The 15,892-nt window shown below is 59.8% G+C and carries 13 protein-coding genes; 3 read left to right on the top strand and 10 right to left on the bottom strand.

All coding sequences use genetic code 11. The features are described from left to right. The 4 genes from AB5164_RS06565 to AB5164_RS06550 all read right to left on the bottom strand — a co-directional run. Positions 1-744: spermidine synthase (locus AB5164_RS06565; RefSeq protein WP_368147902.1), on the bottom strand; the 744-nt coding region annotated here is incomplete at its 3' end. Further along, entirely contained in the window at positions 745-2,649 is a 1,905-nt protein-coding gene (locus tag AB5164_RS06560) for an elongator complex protein 3 (protein ID WP_368142278.1), read from the bottom strand. It lies immediately after the preceding gene. 99 nt (positions 2,650-2,748) lie between these two features. Continuing rightward, positions 2,749-3,651, bottom strand: coding sequence for a DUF4097 family beta strand repeat-containing protein (locus tag AB5164_RS06555; protein WP_368147901.1), 903 nt, complete (start codon positions 3,649-3,651; stop codon positions 2,749-2,751). Beyond that, positions 3,648-4,364 carry a helix-turn-helix domain-containing protein gene (locus AB5164_RS06550; RefSeq protein WP_260699363.1) on the bottom strand — a complete coding sequence of 239 codons (717 nt, stop codon included), beginning with the start codon at positions 4,362-4,364 and terminating at the stop codon, positions 3,648-3,650. The genes AB5164_RS06555 and AB5164_RS06550 overlap by 4 nt, the downstream gene beginning before the upstream one ends. A gap of 267 nt (positions 4,365-4,631) precedes the next feature. On the opposite strand from AB5164_RS06550, the gene AB5164_RS06545 reads away from it, so the two are divergent. From AB5164_RS06545 to AB5164_RS06535, 3 genes are all read left to right on the top strand, one after another. Further along, positions 4,632-5,504 (top strand): class I SAM-dependent methyltransferase, encoded by an 873-nt coding sequence (locus tag AB5164_RS06545; RefSeq protein ID WP_022094355.1) that lies wholly within the window; start codon positions 4,632-4,634, stop codon positions 5,502-5,504. Between the two features lie 118 nt (positions 5,505-5,622). After that, positions 5,623-6,462 carry a tRNA (guanine(46)-N(7))-methyltransferase TrmB gene (gene trmB, locus AB5164_RS06540; protein ID WP_260699364.1) on the top strand — a complete coding sequence of 280 codons (840 nt, stop codon included), beginning with the start codon at positions 5,623-5,625 and terminating at the stop codon, positions 6,460-6,462. 309 nt (positions 6,463-6,771) lie between these two features. Then, positions 6,772-9,453 carry a DEAD/DEAH box helicase gene (locus tag AB5164_RS06535; RefSeq protein WP_260699365.1) on the top strand — a complete coding sequence of 894 codons (2,682 nt, stop codon included), beginning with the start codon at positions 6,772-6,774 and terminating at the stop codon, positions 9,451-9,453. Between the two features lie 79 nt (positions 9,454-9,532). Here AB5164_RS06535 and AB5164_RS06530 read toward each other — a convergent pair whose 3' ends face one another. From AB5164_RS06530 to AB5164_RS06505, 6 genes are all read right to left on the bottom strand, one after another. Further along, positions 9,533-11,290: a DUF2130 domain-containing protein gene (locus AB5164_RS06530; RefSeq protein WP_260699366.1), complete on the bottom strand. Its 1,758-nt coding sequence runs from the start codon at positions 11,288-11,290 to the stop codon at positions 9,533-9,535. 138 nt (positions 11,291-11,428) lie between these two features. Beyond that, a complete protein-coding gene (locus AB5164_RS06525; RefSeq protein ID WP_117769818.1) occupies positions 11,429-11,974 on the bottom strand; it encodes a metallophosphoesterase in 546 nt (181 codons plus the stop codon). Between the two features lie 66 nt (positions 11,975-12,040). After that, entirely contained in the window at positions 12,041-12,220 is a 180-nt protein-coding gene (locus AB5164_RS06520; RefSeq protein WP_117769819.1) for a hypothetical protein, read from the bottom strand. 18 nt (positions 12,221-12,238) lie between these two features. Further along, positions 12,239-12,565 (bottom strand): HIRAN domain-containing protein, encoded by a 327-nt coding sequence (locus tag AB5164_RS06515; RefSeq protein ID WP_035137041.1) that lies wholly within the window; start codon positions 12,563-12,565, stop codon positions 12,239-12,241. 425 nt (positions 12,566-12,990) lie between these two features. Then, entirely contained in the window at positions 12,991-14,370 is a 1,380-nt protein-coding gene (locus tag AB5164_RS06510; protein WP_195521000.1) for an aldehyde dehydrogenase, read from the bottom strand. 8 nt (positions 14,371-14,378) lie between these two features. Continuing rightward, entirely contained in the window at positions 14,379-15,599 is a 1,221-nt protein-coding gene (locus AB5164_RS06505) for an iron-containing alcohol dehydrogenase (RefSeq protein WP_368142281.1), read from the bottom strand. Positions 15,600-15,892: the final 293 nt, after the last annotated feature.

Below are 15,892 nucleotides of genomic sequence, written 5' to 3'. Positions count from 1 at the left end.
CCAGGCGTGGGCGAACACCTCGAGCGCCGTGGCGGCGCAATCGCGCAGGAACGTTACGTCGCTCCCCTCGTTTGCGCTCACGATATTGGCAACGTAGATACCCCCGGGGTTCAGGCTGCCTCGCACCAAACGCAACGCCTCAACCGTCGCCAGCTCGCGTACGGGCTCGACACCGCCAAAGCAATCGCTCACGACCACGTCGTAGCGACGATGGCCCACGCTCGTCACACCCAAATACGAGCGAGCCTCAGCGGTAATCACCCGCAAGCGGTCGCCCACCGCACGCTCCAGCTCGTCCAGGTAGAACCAGCGGCGCGCTAGGCGCGTAATCTCTCCGTCATACTCGATAACGTCCATGCACAAGTCCTCGTGCGACATCAGCGCGAACTTGGGATAGGCAAACCCGCCGCCGCCCAGCATAAGCATGCGGTCGATACCGTGACCGTAAGCGTCGCGCATCGCATCCTCGGCCTCAAACACGTCGTCAAACGAACGATAGTACCTAAAGACGGGCTCCGCCCAACGCTCGCCAACGTAGCTTGCACTTTGGTAGACGCCGCCTTGTACCAATACGCGGACTTCGTCGCCGCCCTCGTCGTGCACGCGCTTCACACGCGCCAACCCATTGCGGGTTCGCGCAACCTGCAGACAGGCAGCACGAACAGCGACGGCGGCCGCACCAAGCGCCGCGGCTCCCAGAGCAACGCCGGCAACGACGCCGGCAGAAACACTCGGCTTGTTCATCTAGAGCTCCTTTTGCAGATAAAGGCCATAGTCATAAAATCCAAGATGGCGATAGTACTCGCGCGTACCAATCGCGCTGATCACGTTGATGCGCGCATAGCCCGCGTCCCGAGCAATATGGCACGCACGCTCCACCAGCGACCGTCCCAATCCATGGTGCTGGGCTGCCTGGCCTTGATCCCCCACGCGCGCCGCCATGCCATACACGTGTACCTCGCGAATCATCGCCTCGTCCGGCATCGTCGGCAACTCGTCCGCATGTGCGGCAACAAAAGCGCGAACGGGCAGCGACAGACGCAAAAAGCCGGCGATCTTGCCTTCGGGCGTCACCCACTGCAAAAAGCGTTCACGCGTCACCGGCGTCTCGTAAGCGACCTCATCAAGAGACAGTTCATCCAGGTCGGCACCCGCGGTACTGATCTCGCGATAGCGAATCTCGCGCACCGTCGCACCGTCACCCCGAGCAGCCAGGCGGTTCTCAACGAGCTGACGCAGGTTGGGCTTCTTGTTGCCCACCATGATGTCGTCGGAGCTAAAGTCGCGGATCATGCGGCTGATGCGGCAGAACGCCGGCGTCACCACGATGTCGTCGGCCAGCACATCGAGCAGTTCTTCCTCGGTATAGGGGCGCCACTCGCCGCGCTCATAGCGGCCCACCAGACGCGAGCCCTCGATGAGCGCGCACGGGTAGACCTTGACCTCGTCGGGCATAAAGGCCCCCTCGGTCATAAAGCGCTCGTAGTCGCGCTTGTCCCCCTCGGGCGTGGCGCCCAGCAAGTTAAGCATAAAATGCGCGTGGATCTTAAAGCCAAACAGACGCGCAAGCGAAAACGCCCGCTCGATCTGAGCCACCGAAATGCGACGCTCGTTGATATCGAGCAAATGCTGGTTGAGGCTCTGGATGCCCATCTGAATCTTGGTGCAACCCAGGCGGCGGATAAGCGTGAGCGCCTGGGGCGTCACGGCATCGGGGCGCGTCTCGATAACGAGCCCCACCACGCGATGCTTCGCCGTCTCGTTGATGCGCTGCTGACGCTCAAGCTCCTCCATCGTTGCCGTCTGCCACTCAGTGACCTCGCCCCACGGCGTACCGGGACCGTACAGACGACGCACCGCACGGTTATAGCCGCCCACGGCAGCATCCACACGCCCCTGCTCGTCGGCAACGCCGGCAGCAAGCTCGACCTCGTCTGTCGCAATGCCGGCGGCCCGATAGCGCTCACGGCGCTCTGCTACCACAGGCGGCAGGGCATCGGCGGGAGCGTCATCGAGCAGACGCCCCGCCTCGGCACGGCTGGTGCCCGGACGCGCCAACATGGGGTTGGCCGCCACGCCGGCGACGGCATCGTCATTGAGCGCGCGGAAAAGCTCCGACATAAACCATGTCTGATAGCCTTCCGGATAGTCGCTCCAGGTACCACCGAGCACGATGAGCTCTATCTTGTCGGTCGCATGCCCCATTTGCGAAAGCGCGGTCAGGCGAGCGCTCACCTGCAAATACGGATCGAAGCAGTTTTGCTCCGCACGGGCGCACGCCGGCTCGGCGTGCAGGTAGCTTTTGGGCATGCGCAGATCGTTGGGGCAAAACAGGCAATCGCCCGAGCATGGCCAGGGCTTGGTGATGACGGTAATGGTCGCCACGCCCGAAGCCGTGCGACGAGGCTTCATGCGCAGGACCTGCAGCAGTTGACGTTCCAGTTCGGAATCGACATTCCACGCAGCCCACCGAGCCGGCTCCTCACGTTTAACCCGCTGGTAAAACGGCAGCAGACGGCGCTTGGCCAAATCGCGTTTGTCGGCACCCTCACGGCGCGCCTCGGCATGTATCAGTTTGACGAGCGCCTTGTCGTCCACGGTCTCGCCGCGACGCAGGGCCTCAAGTATGTTCAAGATAATCTGTTCCATGCCCCCATTGTAAAGGCAAAGGCGCCGGAGCCGACCTCGGCTTCGGCGCCTTCATCAAACAGCGCGTCTATATCTTCGCCTAGGCTTTTGTCTGCCTCACTACTCCGAATCAAACGACATGTCGCCCGAATCGACTTCAAAACTATACACAGCAGACTTATCCCCGTTATCGAATTCAAGATTCAAAATGGTATCGCCGTCGTACCCAAGCGGAAGGAAATCGCTCTCGAAGTCGCCACTGCCCAAGGTGAGGCTCGCCTTAAAGCCCGTAGAGTTCGGAACCGTCATCTCCACATCGCCCGAGCCCACGCTCACGTCCATCGACTTCGCGGGGGCCTGGTAAAGCTCGAACGTCACATCGCCCGAACCGACCTCGGCGCTGAGCGCATCAGTCACGCTGCCCGTAAACTCTACATCTCCCGCACCCAGGAAAAGGTCGAAACCATCACAGGTGACACCGGCAATCTGCAGATCACCCGAGCCCACGTGCGCGTTGACTCCCTTCAGATGTTCGGCAACACGGCGCGGCAGCTCGACCGTAACTGAGCGATCGATTGCCTTACCGTCATCACTTCCAAACTGGGAAACCTTGAGCGTCGAGTCCTCGACAGATGCGATGTTTTGCGTCGCAGCCTTGGAGGCATCCATACCCTTGGCAACGCGCCCCCGCTCGATAACGCGAGCCTTGTTGCCATCAACAACCTTGACGTCCACCGAAGCCGCGGCGATATCGAAATCGAGGTAGCGAAATTGATCGGCATCAAAGGTCGCACTCGAAAGCTGCTGAGGCTGAGCGGAATATTTACCGCCATCGTTCATAAAATCGTCGTCGTCAACCACATCGTCCATACCGGACAAGCCGGATACAACATCGTCGAGATCCCACGGGCCATCAAAATGAATCAAAGTCCGCGAAACGCCAAAAACAAGCCCAACGATGAGCACAAACGCTCCGATGCCGACGCCCAAGCGTACCTTGGATTCATGCGAAAGCTTCATCATTCACCACCCTCTTTGGCAATCGGCTCAGCGGTAGTCGCGGTAGCCACGTCAGTATCAACCGGAGCGGAAACATTCTGAGCCCTAGCGACCGCCGATGCCGGACCAACCTGAATATCCCCGCGCGCCCAATCACCATCGAGCGCACGCGCTACCCAGTGATAGATGGGAATCGTAAAGAAGATCAGCGCGGCAAAGGGGCCGGCACCAAACAGGAACATCAGCAAAAAGAACAGTAGCCAGCACACGGCCCAATACGGGAACGACTGGAACGGGCCCTTCACCGGAGTCGAGCCAACTGCGCCGCCACTCGTCGCCTGCGCCGTAGCGGCATTGGCGGCCTGTGCACTCCAGCTTGCCGCTTGCGCCGCCTTGGCGGCGGCGTCACTCGCCTGTGTTGCCGCCTCGGTAGCTCGTGCCGCCGCCTCATGGGTGCGTGCGCGCTCTGCCGCCTCGGCCTCGCGCTGACGAGCGCGGTCCTCGTTCTCAAACTCGATATCGTCCTCGATCTCGTCGCTCGGATTGAGCAGCTCGTCCAGGCTCACACCATAGAGTTTGGCGAGCGAGATCAGGTTCTCGGTATCGGGCGAGCTCTCCGCGCGCTCCCATTTACTGACCGCCTGGCGCGACAGTCCCAGCTTTCGTGCCAGCCCTTCTTGACTAAAGCCTTTGCTGCGGCGAAGGTCGGCGAGCCGCTGCGCAGTTTCTACATTCATGGTTCCTCCTATGTGATGCCAGCCGTACCGCCGGACCGCTTTTGTTCTTAAGGCGCCTTGCACAGTTAAAAATCTATCCGCCACCGCCAAAAGCATGCCACCTATTCTAGTGAGATTTTTGACAACCGGCGGTTGCGGGCGCATATGAGCTGCGGAAATGTGTCCAAACAAAGCAATGACCCGTAGCTTGGTTGTCCCCGTTGCGGCGTTAACGGTAGTATGGTCGTACTGTTTATTCCGCACCGCCAACGGAGGGAGTTCCGCGCCGTGAACCGCGATTTCGCCTCATCGCTCATCCAGCTCAACAACACGTTCTATCGCGAGCACTCCGCTTCCTTTTCCGATACGCGCCAGGCCCCGTGGCCCGGCTGGGTACGCACCATGGATATCGCGCTCGAACAGCTCGACGTCGCCACGATCGAGCATCCCGTCCGCGTCTTCGATCTTGCCTGTGGCAATATGCGATTCGAGAACTTTGCCGCCGGCGGCGCACTTGCCGCCAAGGGCGTCGATGGCGCAAACCCCTCGGCAGATGCCAGCTGCCCGTTTGAGTTCTATGGTGTCGACTCGTGCCAAGACCTGGCCATCGATGCACATGGCCACGCGCTGCGCATTCCCAACCTGCACTTCCAGGAACTCGACGTGCTCGACGCCCTTATGAAGCTCAACCCCGCCGAGACGCCCGACGTGCTTTTCGACGCCCCGCTCGCCGACATCTCGGTCTGCTTTGGCTTTATGCACCATGTGCCGTCGTGCGAGTACCGTGTACGCGTGCTCGACGCCCTGGTGCGGCAGACGCGCCCAGGAGGCATCATCGCCATCAGCTTTTGGGAGTTTATGAACGACGAGCGCATGGCGCGCAAGGCCGTTCGCGCCGAGGCCCGCGCCGAGCTCACCCCGCCGTTTGAGGGTTACGATTCCGCGCAGTTTGAAGCCGGCGACCACCTCATTGGCTGGCAAAACGACCGCCACGCCTACCGCTATTGCCATCACTTTGACGATCAGCAGATCACCGACCTGGTGCGCGGCGTCCGTACGTTCTACAAGAGCGGCGAGGTCCCCGTGCGTGAGCTTGAGCGCTTCCATGCCGACGGTCGTAGCGGCGAGCTCAACCGCTATGTGATTCTCAAGCGCCTGTAGGCATCGACGACTCGCCGCCGAGCCGCACCGCATCTTCCGGGCAAACTATGCCCGCCCTTTTTCAATCCATTGACGGAACGTGCAGCTATGCGTTCCATACTTATGACCAAGGAGCCTCATGGGAGCCGTCCACGTTCGCACGCCTAAGAACTTTGTGCTCGAGGAGCGCCTGGAACGCTACGCCGATGCGATTGAGACAAACCCCGAGGCTTATGCCGGAGATTGGCGCAAGGCCTGTGCGCCCGCAGGCAGCAAGCCCTTCGAGCACCTTCACCTGGATCTTGGCTGTGGCAAGGGAACGTACCTTGTAGAGCGCGCGGGCCACGAGCCAAACACCCTCTTTATCGGCATGGACCAGGAGCCCATCTGCATTGCCTATGCCGCGCAGAAAATCTGCGAGCAGGAGCTATCCAACGCACTCGTCCTGCCCCGAGGCGCCGCATCGCTGCCACAGCTATTTGCCGCAGGCGAGCTCGATGCCATCACCATCAACTTTCCCACGCCGCAGCCCAAGGCCAAGTACGCCAAAAAACGACTCGTCCATGTCGACCATTTGATGCTCTACCGCCCGCTCTTTGCAGCCAACGCCACCGTCACGCTGCGCACCGACAGCAAACCATTGCGCGATTACGCCCTGGGACAGTTTGCCGCGGCCGGCTACGACACGCTTTGGGTAAGTGACGACGTACGCCGCGACCATCCCGAGCATCCCGAGACCGAGTACGAGCGCCGCACGCGCGAGATGGGTGCCGCCGTCTATGGCATTCGCGCCACACCTGGAGCGCAGCCCAGCGATGAACAGCTCGCGGCGGGCCGCGCGCAGGAGCAAAGCCTTGCCTGCTACCTGCCCGAAAACCTCGATGCGCTCACCTATGTACCTCTGGGCATGGAAGAGGCCGTCGAGAACTTTAGAAACCGCGCCCGCAAAGGCAAGAAGCGCCTGCCGCAGGAGTCCTAGGGGCTTCTGATGGTCGCGGCGTCGGCAAACAAGTGAAAATAGGCGTCAGCGAACGACCCTCAAACCTAAGTGAGTAGACTTTTTTGCAATAGCCAAGCACAACCCGCATAACGAAAACTAAAACCGCAGGTAGAGCTCTTGCGCAAAAGCCATGTGCTCGCGATATTGCAAAAAGTCTACTCACTTAGCTGGCAACTGCACCAAACGGCCGGGCAGAACGCCCATTTCCTGCATTTTCTCGCGCGCTGGCACCCCGCGCCGCCGCTACGCCATAATAGTTGGCGGACAATCGCGAGAGAAAGCAACCACATGGCACAGACCACGACAGATACCGCCGCCAGCACCGTCTCCGGCGCCGGCGCCGCCAGCTCATTCTCGGGCGGCACGGGAACCGAAGCCGAGTTTGGCTCGCTCGGCGCGCTCTCCCCCACCTGGTGGGAGCCCGAGGACGGCAGCGAGCCCGAACCGTGGCTCACGCCCGACCAAGCCTTCGAACGCTTCTTTGAATGGACGAGCGATCGCGGCATTGAGCTGTGGGATCACCAAGAAGAGGCCCTCATGGACCTGGCTGCCGGCGACCACGTCATTTTGGGAACACCGACCGGATCGGGTAAATCGCTCGTCGCGCTGGGCATGCTCTTTATGGGCATGGCGCAGGGCAAGCGCTGTTATTACACGGCTCCTATCAAGGCTCTGGTCAGCGAAAAGTTCTTCGATCTGGTACAGGTGCTCGGCCGCGATAACGTCGGCATGATCACCGGCGATACGCACATCAACACCAAGGCGCCCGTCATCTGCTGCACGGCCGAAATCCTTGCCAACGATGCGCTGCGCGAGGGCGAGGACGCCGACGTGGGCTGCGTGGCCATGGACGAGTTCCATTACTTTGCCGACCCCGACCGCGGCTGGGCTTGGCAGGTGCCGCTGCTCACCCTGCCCCATACGCAGTTTATGCTCATGAGCGCCACACTTGGCGATGTCACTGCCATCGCCGCCTCTCTCGAAGAGCACACCGGCGCTGCTTGCGACTTGGTTGTCGACGCCCCGCGTCCTGTTCCGCTGAGCTACGACTATGTGACGACCTCCCTCGAGGGCACGGTCGAGCTCGCCATGCGCCGCGGCGAGGCCCCGCTCTATATCGTGCACTTTAGCCAGGATGCCGCCCTTGCGACGGCGCAGTCGCTCGCCAATTTTGGCATCGCCAGCAAGGAGCAGCGCGAGGCCATTAAGGAAGCGGCAAAGGGAACGAGCTTCTCGACGGCCTTTGGCAAGATTCTCAAACGCCTGCTTGGATGCGGCGTCGGCGTGCACCATGCTGGCATGTTGCCGCGCTATCGCCTCCTGGTCGAACGCTTGGCGCAGCAGGGCCTGCTGCCCGTCATCTGCGGCACCGATACGCTCGGCGTCGGCATCAACGTACCCATCCACACCGTGGTGCTCACCGCGCTCACCAAGTTCGACGGCTACAAGATGCGTCGCCTGCGCGCCCGCGAGTTCCATCAGATTGCCGGTCGCGCCGGCCGCTCGGGCTTCGATACCGAGGGCATGGTAATCGCCGAGGCCCCGGAGCACGAGATCGAGAACGCCAAGCTCATGGCCAAGGCGGGCGACGACCCCAAAAAACTCCGTAAGATTAAAAAGAAAAAGGCCCCCGAGGGTTTTGTCACCTGGAACAAGCAGACCTTTGAGCGTCTGATTGAGACGCAGCCCGAGACGCTCAAGCCGCGCCTGCGCATCACGCACTCCATGGTGATTAGCGTGGTCGAGCAGGGCGGCGATGCCCGAGCCCGCGTACACGACCTCATCGAGACGAGCCTGCAGACTTCCGAGGAAAAGGCTAAGCTCGAGGTTCGCGCCGACGAAATCTTCGCCACGCTCATCGATTCCGGCGTCGTCGTTCGCACCGAGGTGCCGCCCGCGCCTGACGCCCCGACTGACGCCGCACCAGACATCGACTATGCGCTGACGGTCGACCTGCCCGAAGACTTTGCGCTCGACCAGCCGCTCTCGCCATTTTTGCTTGCCGCGTTGGAGCTGCTCGACCCCGAGAGTGAGACCTATACCATGGATCTGATCTCGATGGTCGAGGCTACGCTCGAGGACCCCAAGCAGGTATTGCGCGCACAGGAGCGCGCCGCGCGCGACCACGCGATGGCCGAAATGAAGGCTGACGGCATCGAGTATGAGGAGCGCTTGGAGCGCATTCAAGACGTCACGTACGAAAAGCCGCTCGAGGATTTGCTCGACGCCGCCTTTGACAAGTACTGCCAGGAAGTGCCCTGGGCAAACGACTACCAGCTCTCTCCCAAGAGCGTTCTACGCGATATGCTGGAAAGCGCGAGCGATTTTAAGGGCTATATCCAAAAGCTCGGAATCGCCCGCTCCGAGGGCATTCTGCTGCGCTACCTGGCAGAGGCTTACCGTTCACTTGACCGCACCGTACCCATCGAGAAGCGCGACGAGCGTCTGCGCGACATTATCTCGTGGCTGGGCTTTGTGGTGCGCTCGGTGGACTCGAGCCTGGTGGACGAGTGGGAGAACGCCGGCAACCCGGCAGCCCTCGATGCTGCGCCGCCGCAGGGCATCGACGAGGTCGTGGCGGACCGTCGCGGCTGCACGCTGTTGGTGCGCAACGCGCTCTTCCGCCGCGTGACCCTTGCCGCCCGCGAGCACGTTCGCGACCTGGGCGAGCTCGACGACAACTGGGGCATGAGCGAGATCCGCTGGCAAAAAGCACTCGACGCTTACCACGAGCAGCACGAGGAAATCCTCACCGACGGAAATGCCCGCAGCGCCGCGATGTTTTCCATCGATGAGTCCGACGAGAAGACCGCGCACGTATGGCACGTGCACCAGATCTTTGCCGACGAGGATGGCGACCACGATTTTGGCATCATGGGCGATGTCGATCTGGACGCCACGCAAGACGGCGGCGAGGTCATCTTCAAAAACTACCGCGTCGGCTTTATCGAGGACCTGCTCGAGGACTAGCCGTACATACTGGAACGAAATGAAGTGGGGCCGCTGGTAACATCGCCAGCGGCCCCACTTTTGCACTATATGCTATGCCTTACTCGGCATCCTCGACCTCATATGAATCCGCCTCGGCGGGCTCATCGTTTGTCTCCGTCGCAGCCCCGCGCGCCTCGTCAAACGCCACCTTCATGGTCTTGTTACCCCAGGTGAGCTTGCGAATGGTAAGATCGTCGGCTTTCTTGTTGGCTAGGCGCAGATTGTTCTCGGAGGACAGCAACGCCTCCTTGGTTTTCTGCAGATGGCTAATCGTCTTGTCGATCTCATCGATCGCCGTTTGAAACTTGCGGCTCGCGATCTCGTAGTTGCGGCCGAAATCGTTCTTGAACTTCTCCATCTTGGCTTCGAAGTTCGTAACGTCGATATTCTGCTGTTTATACTCCGCTAGCTCCTGTTTATAGCGCAGCGAACCCATGGCGGCGTTGCGAAGAAGTGTAATCATGGGAATGAAAAACTGCGGGCGAATCACGTACATCTTCTCGTAGCGATAGCTCACGTCGACTATCCCTGCGTTATAGAGCTCACTCTCGGGCTCGAGCAGTGTGCAGAGCACCGCGTACTCACAGCCTTTCTGGCGACGATCGTGATCGAGTTTCTTAAAGAAGTCCTCGTTTTTATGCTTGGTCGCGGTCTCGTCGTTCTCGTTTTTCATCTCGAACATAATCGAGATGACCTCGTTACCGCTCGCGTCGCACTCGCGGAAGATAAAATCGCCCTTGGTGCCCTCGGATGCATCGTTATCTTTCTCGAAATATGCATTGGGAAACGCCGTCATGCGCAGGCGATTGAACTCGGTCTCGCAGTGCTGCTCGAGCGACTCGCCCACCATCTTGGTGGACAGGCGGACCTTCATGTCCTTAAGACGCTCAATCTCTTCGTCCTTGTAGCGAATCAGGTCATCGCTCGCGCGCTTGGCCTGCGCAAGCTCGAGCTCGTGTGCCGCCTTGGCCTGCTCCTCGCGAGAATCGCGCACCGCCAGCTCGCTCGTCAGTTTGGCACGCGCCTCATCGCGCTCTCGTTCCGCCGCCGCGACTGCCTCCGACAAGTTCATTTTTGCCATCAGCTCCTGCTCGCGCAGCTGGGCACGCAGACCCTCGGCCTCTTGCTCAGATTGTGCCTTTGCGGCGGAAAACTTCTCTTGTACCGTCGCGCGGTAGTCAGCAAGCACGCGCTCGGCCTCGCTGCGAGCGGCATCGAGCTCACGCTGCGACTCTGCCGCGGCAGCGGCAAGCGCCATCTCCTGGGCCTTGTCAGCCGCTGCAAGCCTGGCCTGCAGCTTGGCAATCTGAGCATCACGTGCAGCTAAGTCGTTTTGAGCAGCGTTGCGCGCCGCCGACTCGGCAAGCTTGGCTTCGTCATCTTTGCGTCCCAGCTGCGCACGCAAATTGTCGATCTCGCGCTGAAGCTCGGCATTCTCCTTCTGAGCATCGGCACGGGCCTCAACCGCCGCACGCTGACTTGCGCTCTCGCGCTCTGCGACAGCGCCCTCGAGCTTGGCGCGCAACTCGGCAAGCTCGGCATCGCGCTTGGCGACCTCTTGTGCCAGCTGCTGAGCCGCAGCGTTCTTCTGCTCAACGAGCTGAGCGTTGCGCTGAGACTCTGCCTTTTGCAAGGCGACCGTCGAACGCGAGCGTTCAAGCTCCAGCGCCTGCTCGCCCTCGCGCTGGACTGCCCTCACACGCTCATCCAGATCGCGCGAAAACTCGGCATCGCGTACTTGCTTGACGATATCCGCATAGCCGGACGCATCGACCTTAAAGACTTCGCCGCAATGCGGGCACCTGATCTCATTCATGGCACCTCCTCGATGGACGCAAATTTCAACCGACTATACTCTACCGCGCCGCGCGGACAAAAAAGGCGCCGCCGCCATAATGGCAACGGCGCCAGAACCACCACAAAGGTGCCTGTCCCCTTTGTGGTGGTTCGAGAATTACAGTCCAAAATAGCCGAGGATTTGATCACGACTTACGGGCTTGTAGTCATTGGCGTCGAGGCCCACATCGTAGCGGTAAATGGGGCGCTCGCGATCGCGGTTGCGTGCGTTGGTGCGGTCACCCCTGCTGTGGATATGCCCATGCAGCATAATGGCGCCACGTGCCTTGCCGTTCCAGCTGAGCATGGGGTAGTGGCTCATCACCAGACGATGACCCTTGGCATAGCCGGGAGCAATCTCCAGGTAATCGCGCACGTCTTCCCAAATTTGCGGGGCGTCGGGATCTTCCCAGTCGCCGTCATGGTTACCGCGGATGAGCGTCGCATTCTTGCATTCGATACGCTCGCGCAGGCGCACCGCCTCCGCCATGGGCAAGCGATACGTAAAGTCTCCCAGGATATAGAGGCGGTCGTCCGCAGCCACGCACTCATTGATGGCATCGATGACCTTGCGGTTCATCTCCTCGACCGAATCAAACGGTCGATCCATGTCGTGCAAGATATTCGTATCGCCCAGGTGCAGGTCGGCGGTAAACCACATCATCGTCTATGCCCTCATTTCGCAATGCATCCAACTCGTGCTAAGTATACAGACACAGCGATGCGGCGGTTAGCCAAAGAGCCCGCCGAACAGTCCGCGGCGGCACTCGTCCTTTTTATTCGAACCTTTGCCCTGGGCGTTCTTATCCTTTTGCTTTTTGCGATCCTGCTCCAGCTCATCGTCATCGAGTAGCATATCCCACTCAAACGGATCATCCGTCAAATCGAACAGGTCATCGTCGTCAAGCATGGCAGCCTCCCTTACCGATTAGCGGGCATCCACCACATAGAGGCCAACGCGCACCTGGTGCCACGGGCTGCGCTCGGGGGCAACCTGTTGCACGCGGGCCTCAAACACGTCCTCGTGGCCGTAATACATCATCAAGGACAGTGGACCGACCTCGTTTCCCGGAACGTAGCCAAGTTTGGTCTTGCCATAGTAGATCGCAACTGCCTCGGGGTCATGGGGATTATCGCGCTCGGCACACAGTGTCAGTTTATCGCCCGCTTTAAGATCGCCTAGGACCAAAGCGCCGTCGGCATATTGAAATCCTGCGATATGAAACGACAGAAGAACACGCGAAGGCTCGTACATAGCAGCTCCTCTAACGGCCGGATAAACCGGTGTGTAACCTTATTGAGAAGTCTACGGTCCCGTGCGGACACAAATACATCCTGTCTGCGTCCTTCAATCGTTTGCCTCAACGCTTGCGCGACAGAACGCTTGCAGATAAGATAGGAACACGGATGGCACCCGTTGCCGCGGGTCTTGCCAACTCCGATACACGTTTTCATCGTGAGAAGTGGCCGTCTTCGCTTACGCGGGGGCGGCTATTTCATTCGGCCGATAAACAGACCGAGTTCGATAGCCGCAATCAACAACGCCAATAACGAAATAACATCGCTTACGTTCATACCAAATCCCTTCTAAAGGGAGTTGGCCCATCCGTGCTCCATAACAGTAGTCTAACGCAAAATGCAGGTAATAGGAACACTTGTTCGTATTACCTGCGCCCTTTTCTAATGCACAAACATGCGCACGAACTTGTGCTTCCAGCTTGCGTAGGGCGCATACCGAAACGGCACGTCCAGCCAAGTTGCCTTGTTCACGATACTCTTCTTGTGGCTAAACGTATCGAAGCTCTCGCGTCCATGGTACTGCCCCATACCGCTCGCGCCCATGCCGCCAAAGCCCATATGGCTCGTAGCCAAGTGCATGATCGTGTCGTTGACACAGCCACCGCCAAAGGGCACGTAACGCACGAAGCGCTGCTGAACTGCGCGGTCCTGACTAAAGATATACAGGGCCAGCGGCGTCGGACGATCCGTAATAAACGCTTCGGCCTCGTCTAGGCTCTCAAACGTCAGCACCGGCAAGATGGGACCGAAGATCTCCTCCTGCATCACGGCGTCATCGGGGGTCACGCCGTCTAGGATCGTCGGCTCAATCTTGAGCGACGACTCGCGCGCCGTGCCTCCCAGCACGACCTTATCGGGATCGATCAGCCCGCGCACGCGCGCAAAATGCTTAGCATTGACGATATGCCCGTAATCCTCGTTATCGAGCGGATGCTCGCCAAACATACGGCGGACCTCTTCCTTGATGAGGCCCAGCAGCTCGTCGTGCACGCGCGTATCGACCAGCAGGTAGTCGGGCGCCACGCAGGTCTGCCCTACGTTGAGCCATTTACCAAAGGCGATACGCCGCGCCGCAACCTTCAAGTTTGCCGTCGCATCCACGATGCAGGGGCTCTTTCCGCCCAGCTCAAGCGTCACGGGCGTAAGGTTTTTACTTGCGCGCTCCATGACGAGTTTGCCGACCGGAACGCTACCGGTAAAGAAGATCTTGTCCCAGCACTCATCGAGCAGCGCTTCGTTTTCGGCGCGCCCGCCCTCGACAACCGTCACCAGGCACGGATCAAATGCCTCTTCACAGATTTGCTTGAGCACCGCGCTCGATGCCGGAGCATAGGCACTCGGCTTGATGACCACGGTATTGCCCGCGGCAAGGGCGCCGGCGAGCGGCTCGAGTGTTAGCAAAAACGGGTAGTTCCACGGAGCCATGATGAGTGTGACACCATAGGGCACGGCTTGCGTTTTGCACACGCTCACGGCGTTAGCGAGATCGCACGGACGCAGGCGCGGACGACTCCATCGAGCCACGTGAGCGATCTGATGTCGAATCTCGGAAAGCGACGTACCAATCTCGCACATATAGGCCTCGTCATGCGACTTCCCCAAATCGGTCTTGAGCGCATGGGCGATATCGGCCTCGTGGGCCCGCACCGCATCGCGTAAACTCACGAGCGCGCGACGTCGAGCATCGACATCAAACGTGGCGTGCGTCTTAAAGTAGGCGCGCTGATCGCCGACGATGCGCGCAATTTCCTCGGTGTTCATGGACCCTCCTAATTCTCGTCCTCAAACATACCACCTGCAACGACTTCGTACATATGCTCGAGCTCCAAGCGGTCCATTAGAAGCGGAACGGGGTATAGCGGATTGGCCTCGGCATCGGCATGCGCCGCCATCTCGGGAATGTCAGAGTGGCGAATGCCCAAAACATATTTGGGGATTCCCAGGGCCTCGTTCATGCGGTCGACCCAATCGATAAAGGCCTCGGCCGCAAGACTATCCTGCGCGGTAGCCGGCGCAATGCCCGCCATGTGAGCAAGATCGGCAAGCTTGGGGGCGGCGGCGTCACCATAAGCGCGAAGCATGTGCGGCAGGATGATCGCGTTGGCCAAACCGTGCGGAATTCCGTATCGGCCGCCCAAACTGTGCGCGATGGCATGCACATATCCGACATAGGAGCGGGTAAACGCAACGCCCGCCTTATACGCCGCCAAAAGCATATTGCGACGAGCGCACATGTCGTCACCATGCTCATAGGCCTCGAGCAAATTGTCGTGGATAAGCTGCACCGCCTGTCGCGCCATCTTGCGCGTATAGGGCGTGGTGCTTCGCCCGATAAAGGCCTCAACGGCATGCGTCAGGGCGTCCATGCCCGTCTGCCCCGTAATGGAAGCGGGCAAGCCGCACGTAAACTCGGGGTCGTGGACTGCAAAACGCGGGATGAGCACAAAGTCGTTAATGGGGTATTTGTAGTGCGTCCCGTCATCGGTAATTACCGCCGCAAGCGTGGCTTCGCTTCCCGTACCGGCGGTAGTGGGAACGGCGATGAGCAGCGGCAGGCGACGATGAATCCGCAGCAGGCCGCGCATCTTGTTGATTGGCTTGTTTGGCTGCGCAATGCGTGCGCCCACGCCCTTGGCACAGTCCATGGCCGAGCCACCGCCAAAGCCGATAATGGCCCGGCAGGCGCTCTCTCGATACAGGGACGCCGCTTCTTCCACGTTTGAAACCGTGGGGTTTGCACGCGTTTCGGCATAGACCGTAACGCCAATCCCCCTGGATGCGAGCGCCGTCTCGAGCGGTGCCGTGAGCCCCAGACGGGCAATGCCGGGATCCGTCACGATAAGGACCTTCTGGATCGAGCGCTTTTGAAGCACCGCGGGCACATCCTCGGCATGCTCTAAAATGCGCGGCTCGGTATAGGGCAGGATCGGCAATGCAATGCGAAAAACCGTCTGATATGTTCGGCACCAGGCACGACGGGCTAGATGCATAAAGGAAACTCCTTCATTTGTTGATAGGTCAACATTTGCTCGCCCGATTGTACTCAGCGGCGGTCAAAGACGGCCTGCCAATCGTTAATCAATCAACATCTTCATATCTCGAAATTGTTTTATTAAAAATCATTCCTAATAGGCTTCACATTTGGTTGCATTTATGGATAATAGAACTCGTCAAGACGCACGTCCGGAGAGGGCCCTTACGGGACCGGACGAGCGCACAATCGCCATCGATCGAAAGGATCGAATCATGAAGTTTGTTTGCCCCGTTTGCGGTTATGTGGAAG

It is taken from the genome of Collinsella aerofaciens (assembly GCF_040915425.1).
GTDB lineage: Bacteria > Actinomycetota > Coriobacteriia > Coriobacteriales > Coriobacteriaceae > Collinsella > Collinsella aerofaciens_BW.
The sequence above is the reverse complement of the archived record's forward strand: the minus strand, read 5'-3'. Positions and strand labels throughout refer to the sequence as shown.

Bases quoted from the DNA above. Each gene is read 5' to 3' on its own strand.
- AB5164_RS06530 (WP_260699366.1), bottom strand. From the start codon at position 11,290: ATGAATGAGATCAGGTGCCCGCATTGCGGCGAAGTCTTTAAGGTCGAT.
- AB5164_RS06515 (WP_035137041.1), bottom strand. From the start codon at position 12,565: ATGTACGAGCCTTCGCGTGTTCTTCTGTCGTTTCATATCGCAGGATTT.
- trmB (WP_260699364.1), top strand. From the start codon at position 5,623: ATGGGAGCCGTCCACGTTCGCACGCCTAAGAACTTTGTGCTCGAGGAG.
- AB5164_RS06560 (WP_368142278.1), bottom strand. From the start codon at position 2,649: ATGGAACAGATTATCTTGAACATACTTGAGGCCCTGCGTCGCGGCGAG.
- AB5164_RS06535 (WP_260699365.1), top strand. From the start codon at position 6,772: ATGGCACAGACCACGACAGATACCGCCGCCAGCACCGTCTCCGGCGCC.
- AB5164_RS06510 (WP_195521000.1), bottom strand. From the start codon at position 14,370: ATGAACACCGAGGAAATTGCGCGCATCGTCGGCGATCAGCGCGCCTAC.
- AB5164_RS06555 (WP_368147901.1), bottom strand. From the start codon at position 3,651: ATGATGAAGCTTTCGCATGAATCCAAGGTACGCTTGGGCGTCGGCATC.
- AB5164_RS06550 (WP_260699363.1), bottom strand. From the start codon at position 4,364: ATGAATGTAGAAACTGCGCAGCGGCTCGCCGACCTTCGCCGCAGCAAA.
- AB5164_RS06505 (WP_368142281.1), bottom strand. From the start codon at position 15,599: ATGCATCTAGCCCGTCGTGCCTGGTGCCGAACATATCAGACGGTTTTT.
- AB5164_RS06520 (WP_117769819.1), bottom strand. From the start codon at position 12,220: ATGCTTGACGACGATGACCTGTTCGATTTGACGGATGATCCGTTTGAG.
- AB5164_RS06525 (WP_117769818.1), bottom strand. From the start codon at position 11,974: ATGATGTGGTTTACCGCCGACCTGCACCTGGGCGATACGAATATCTTG.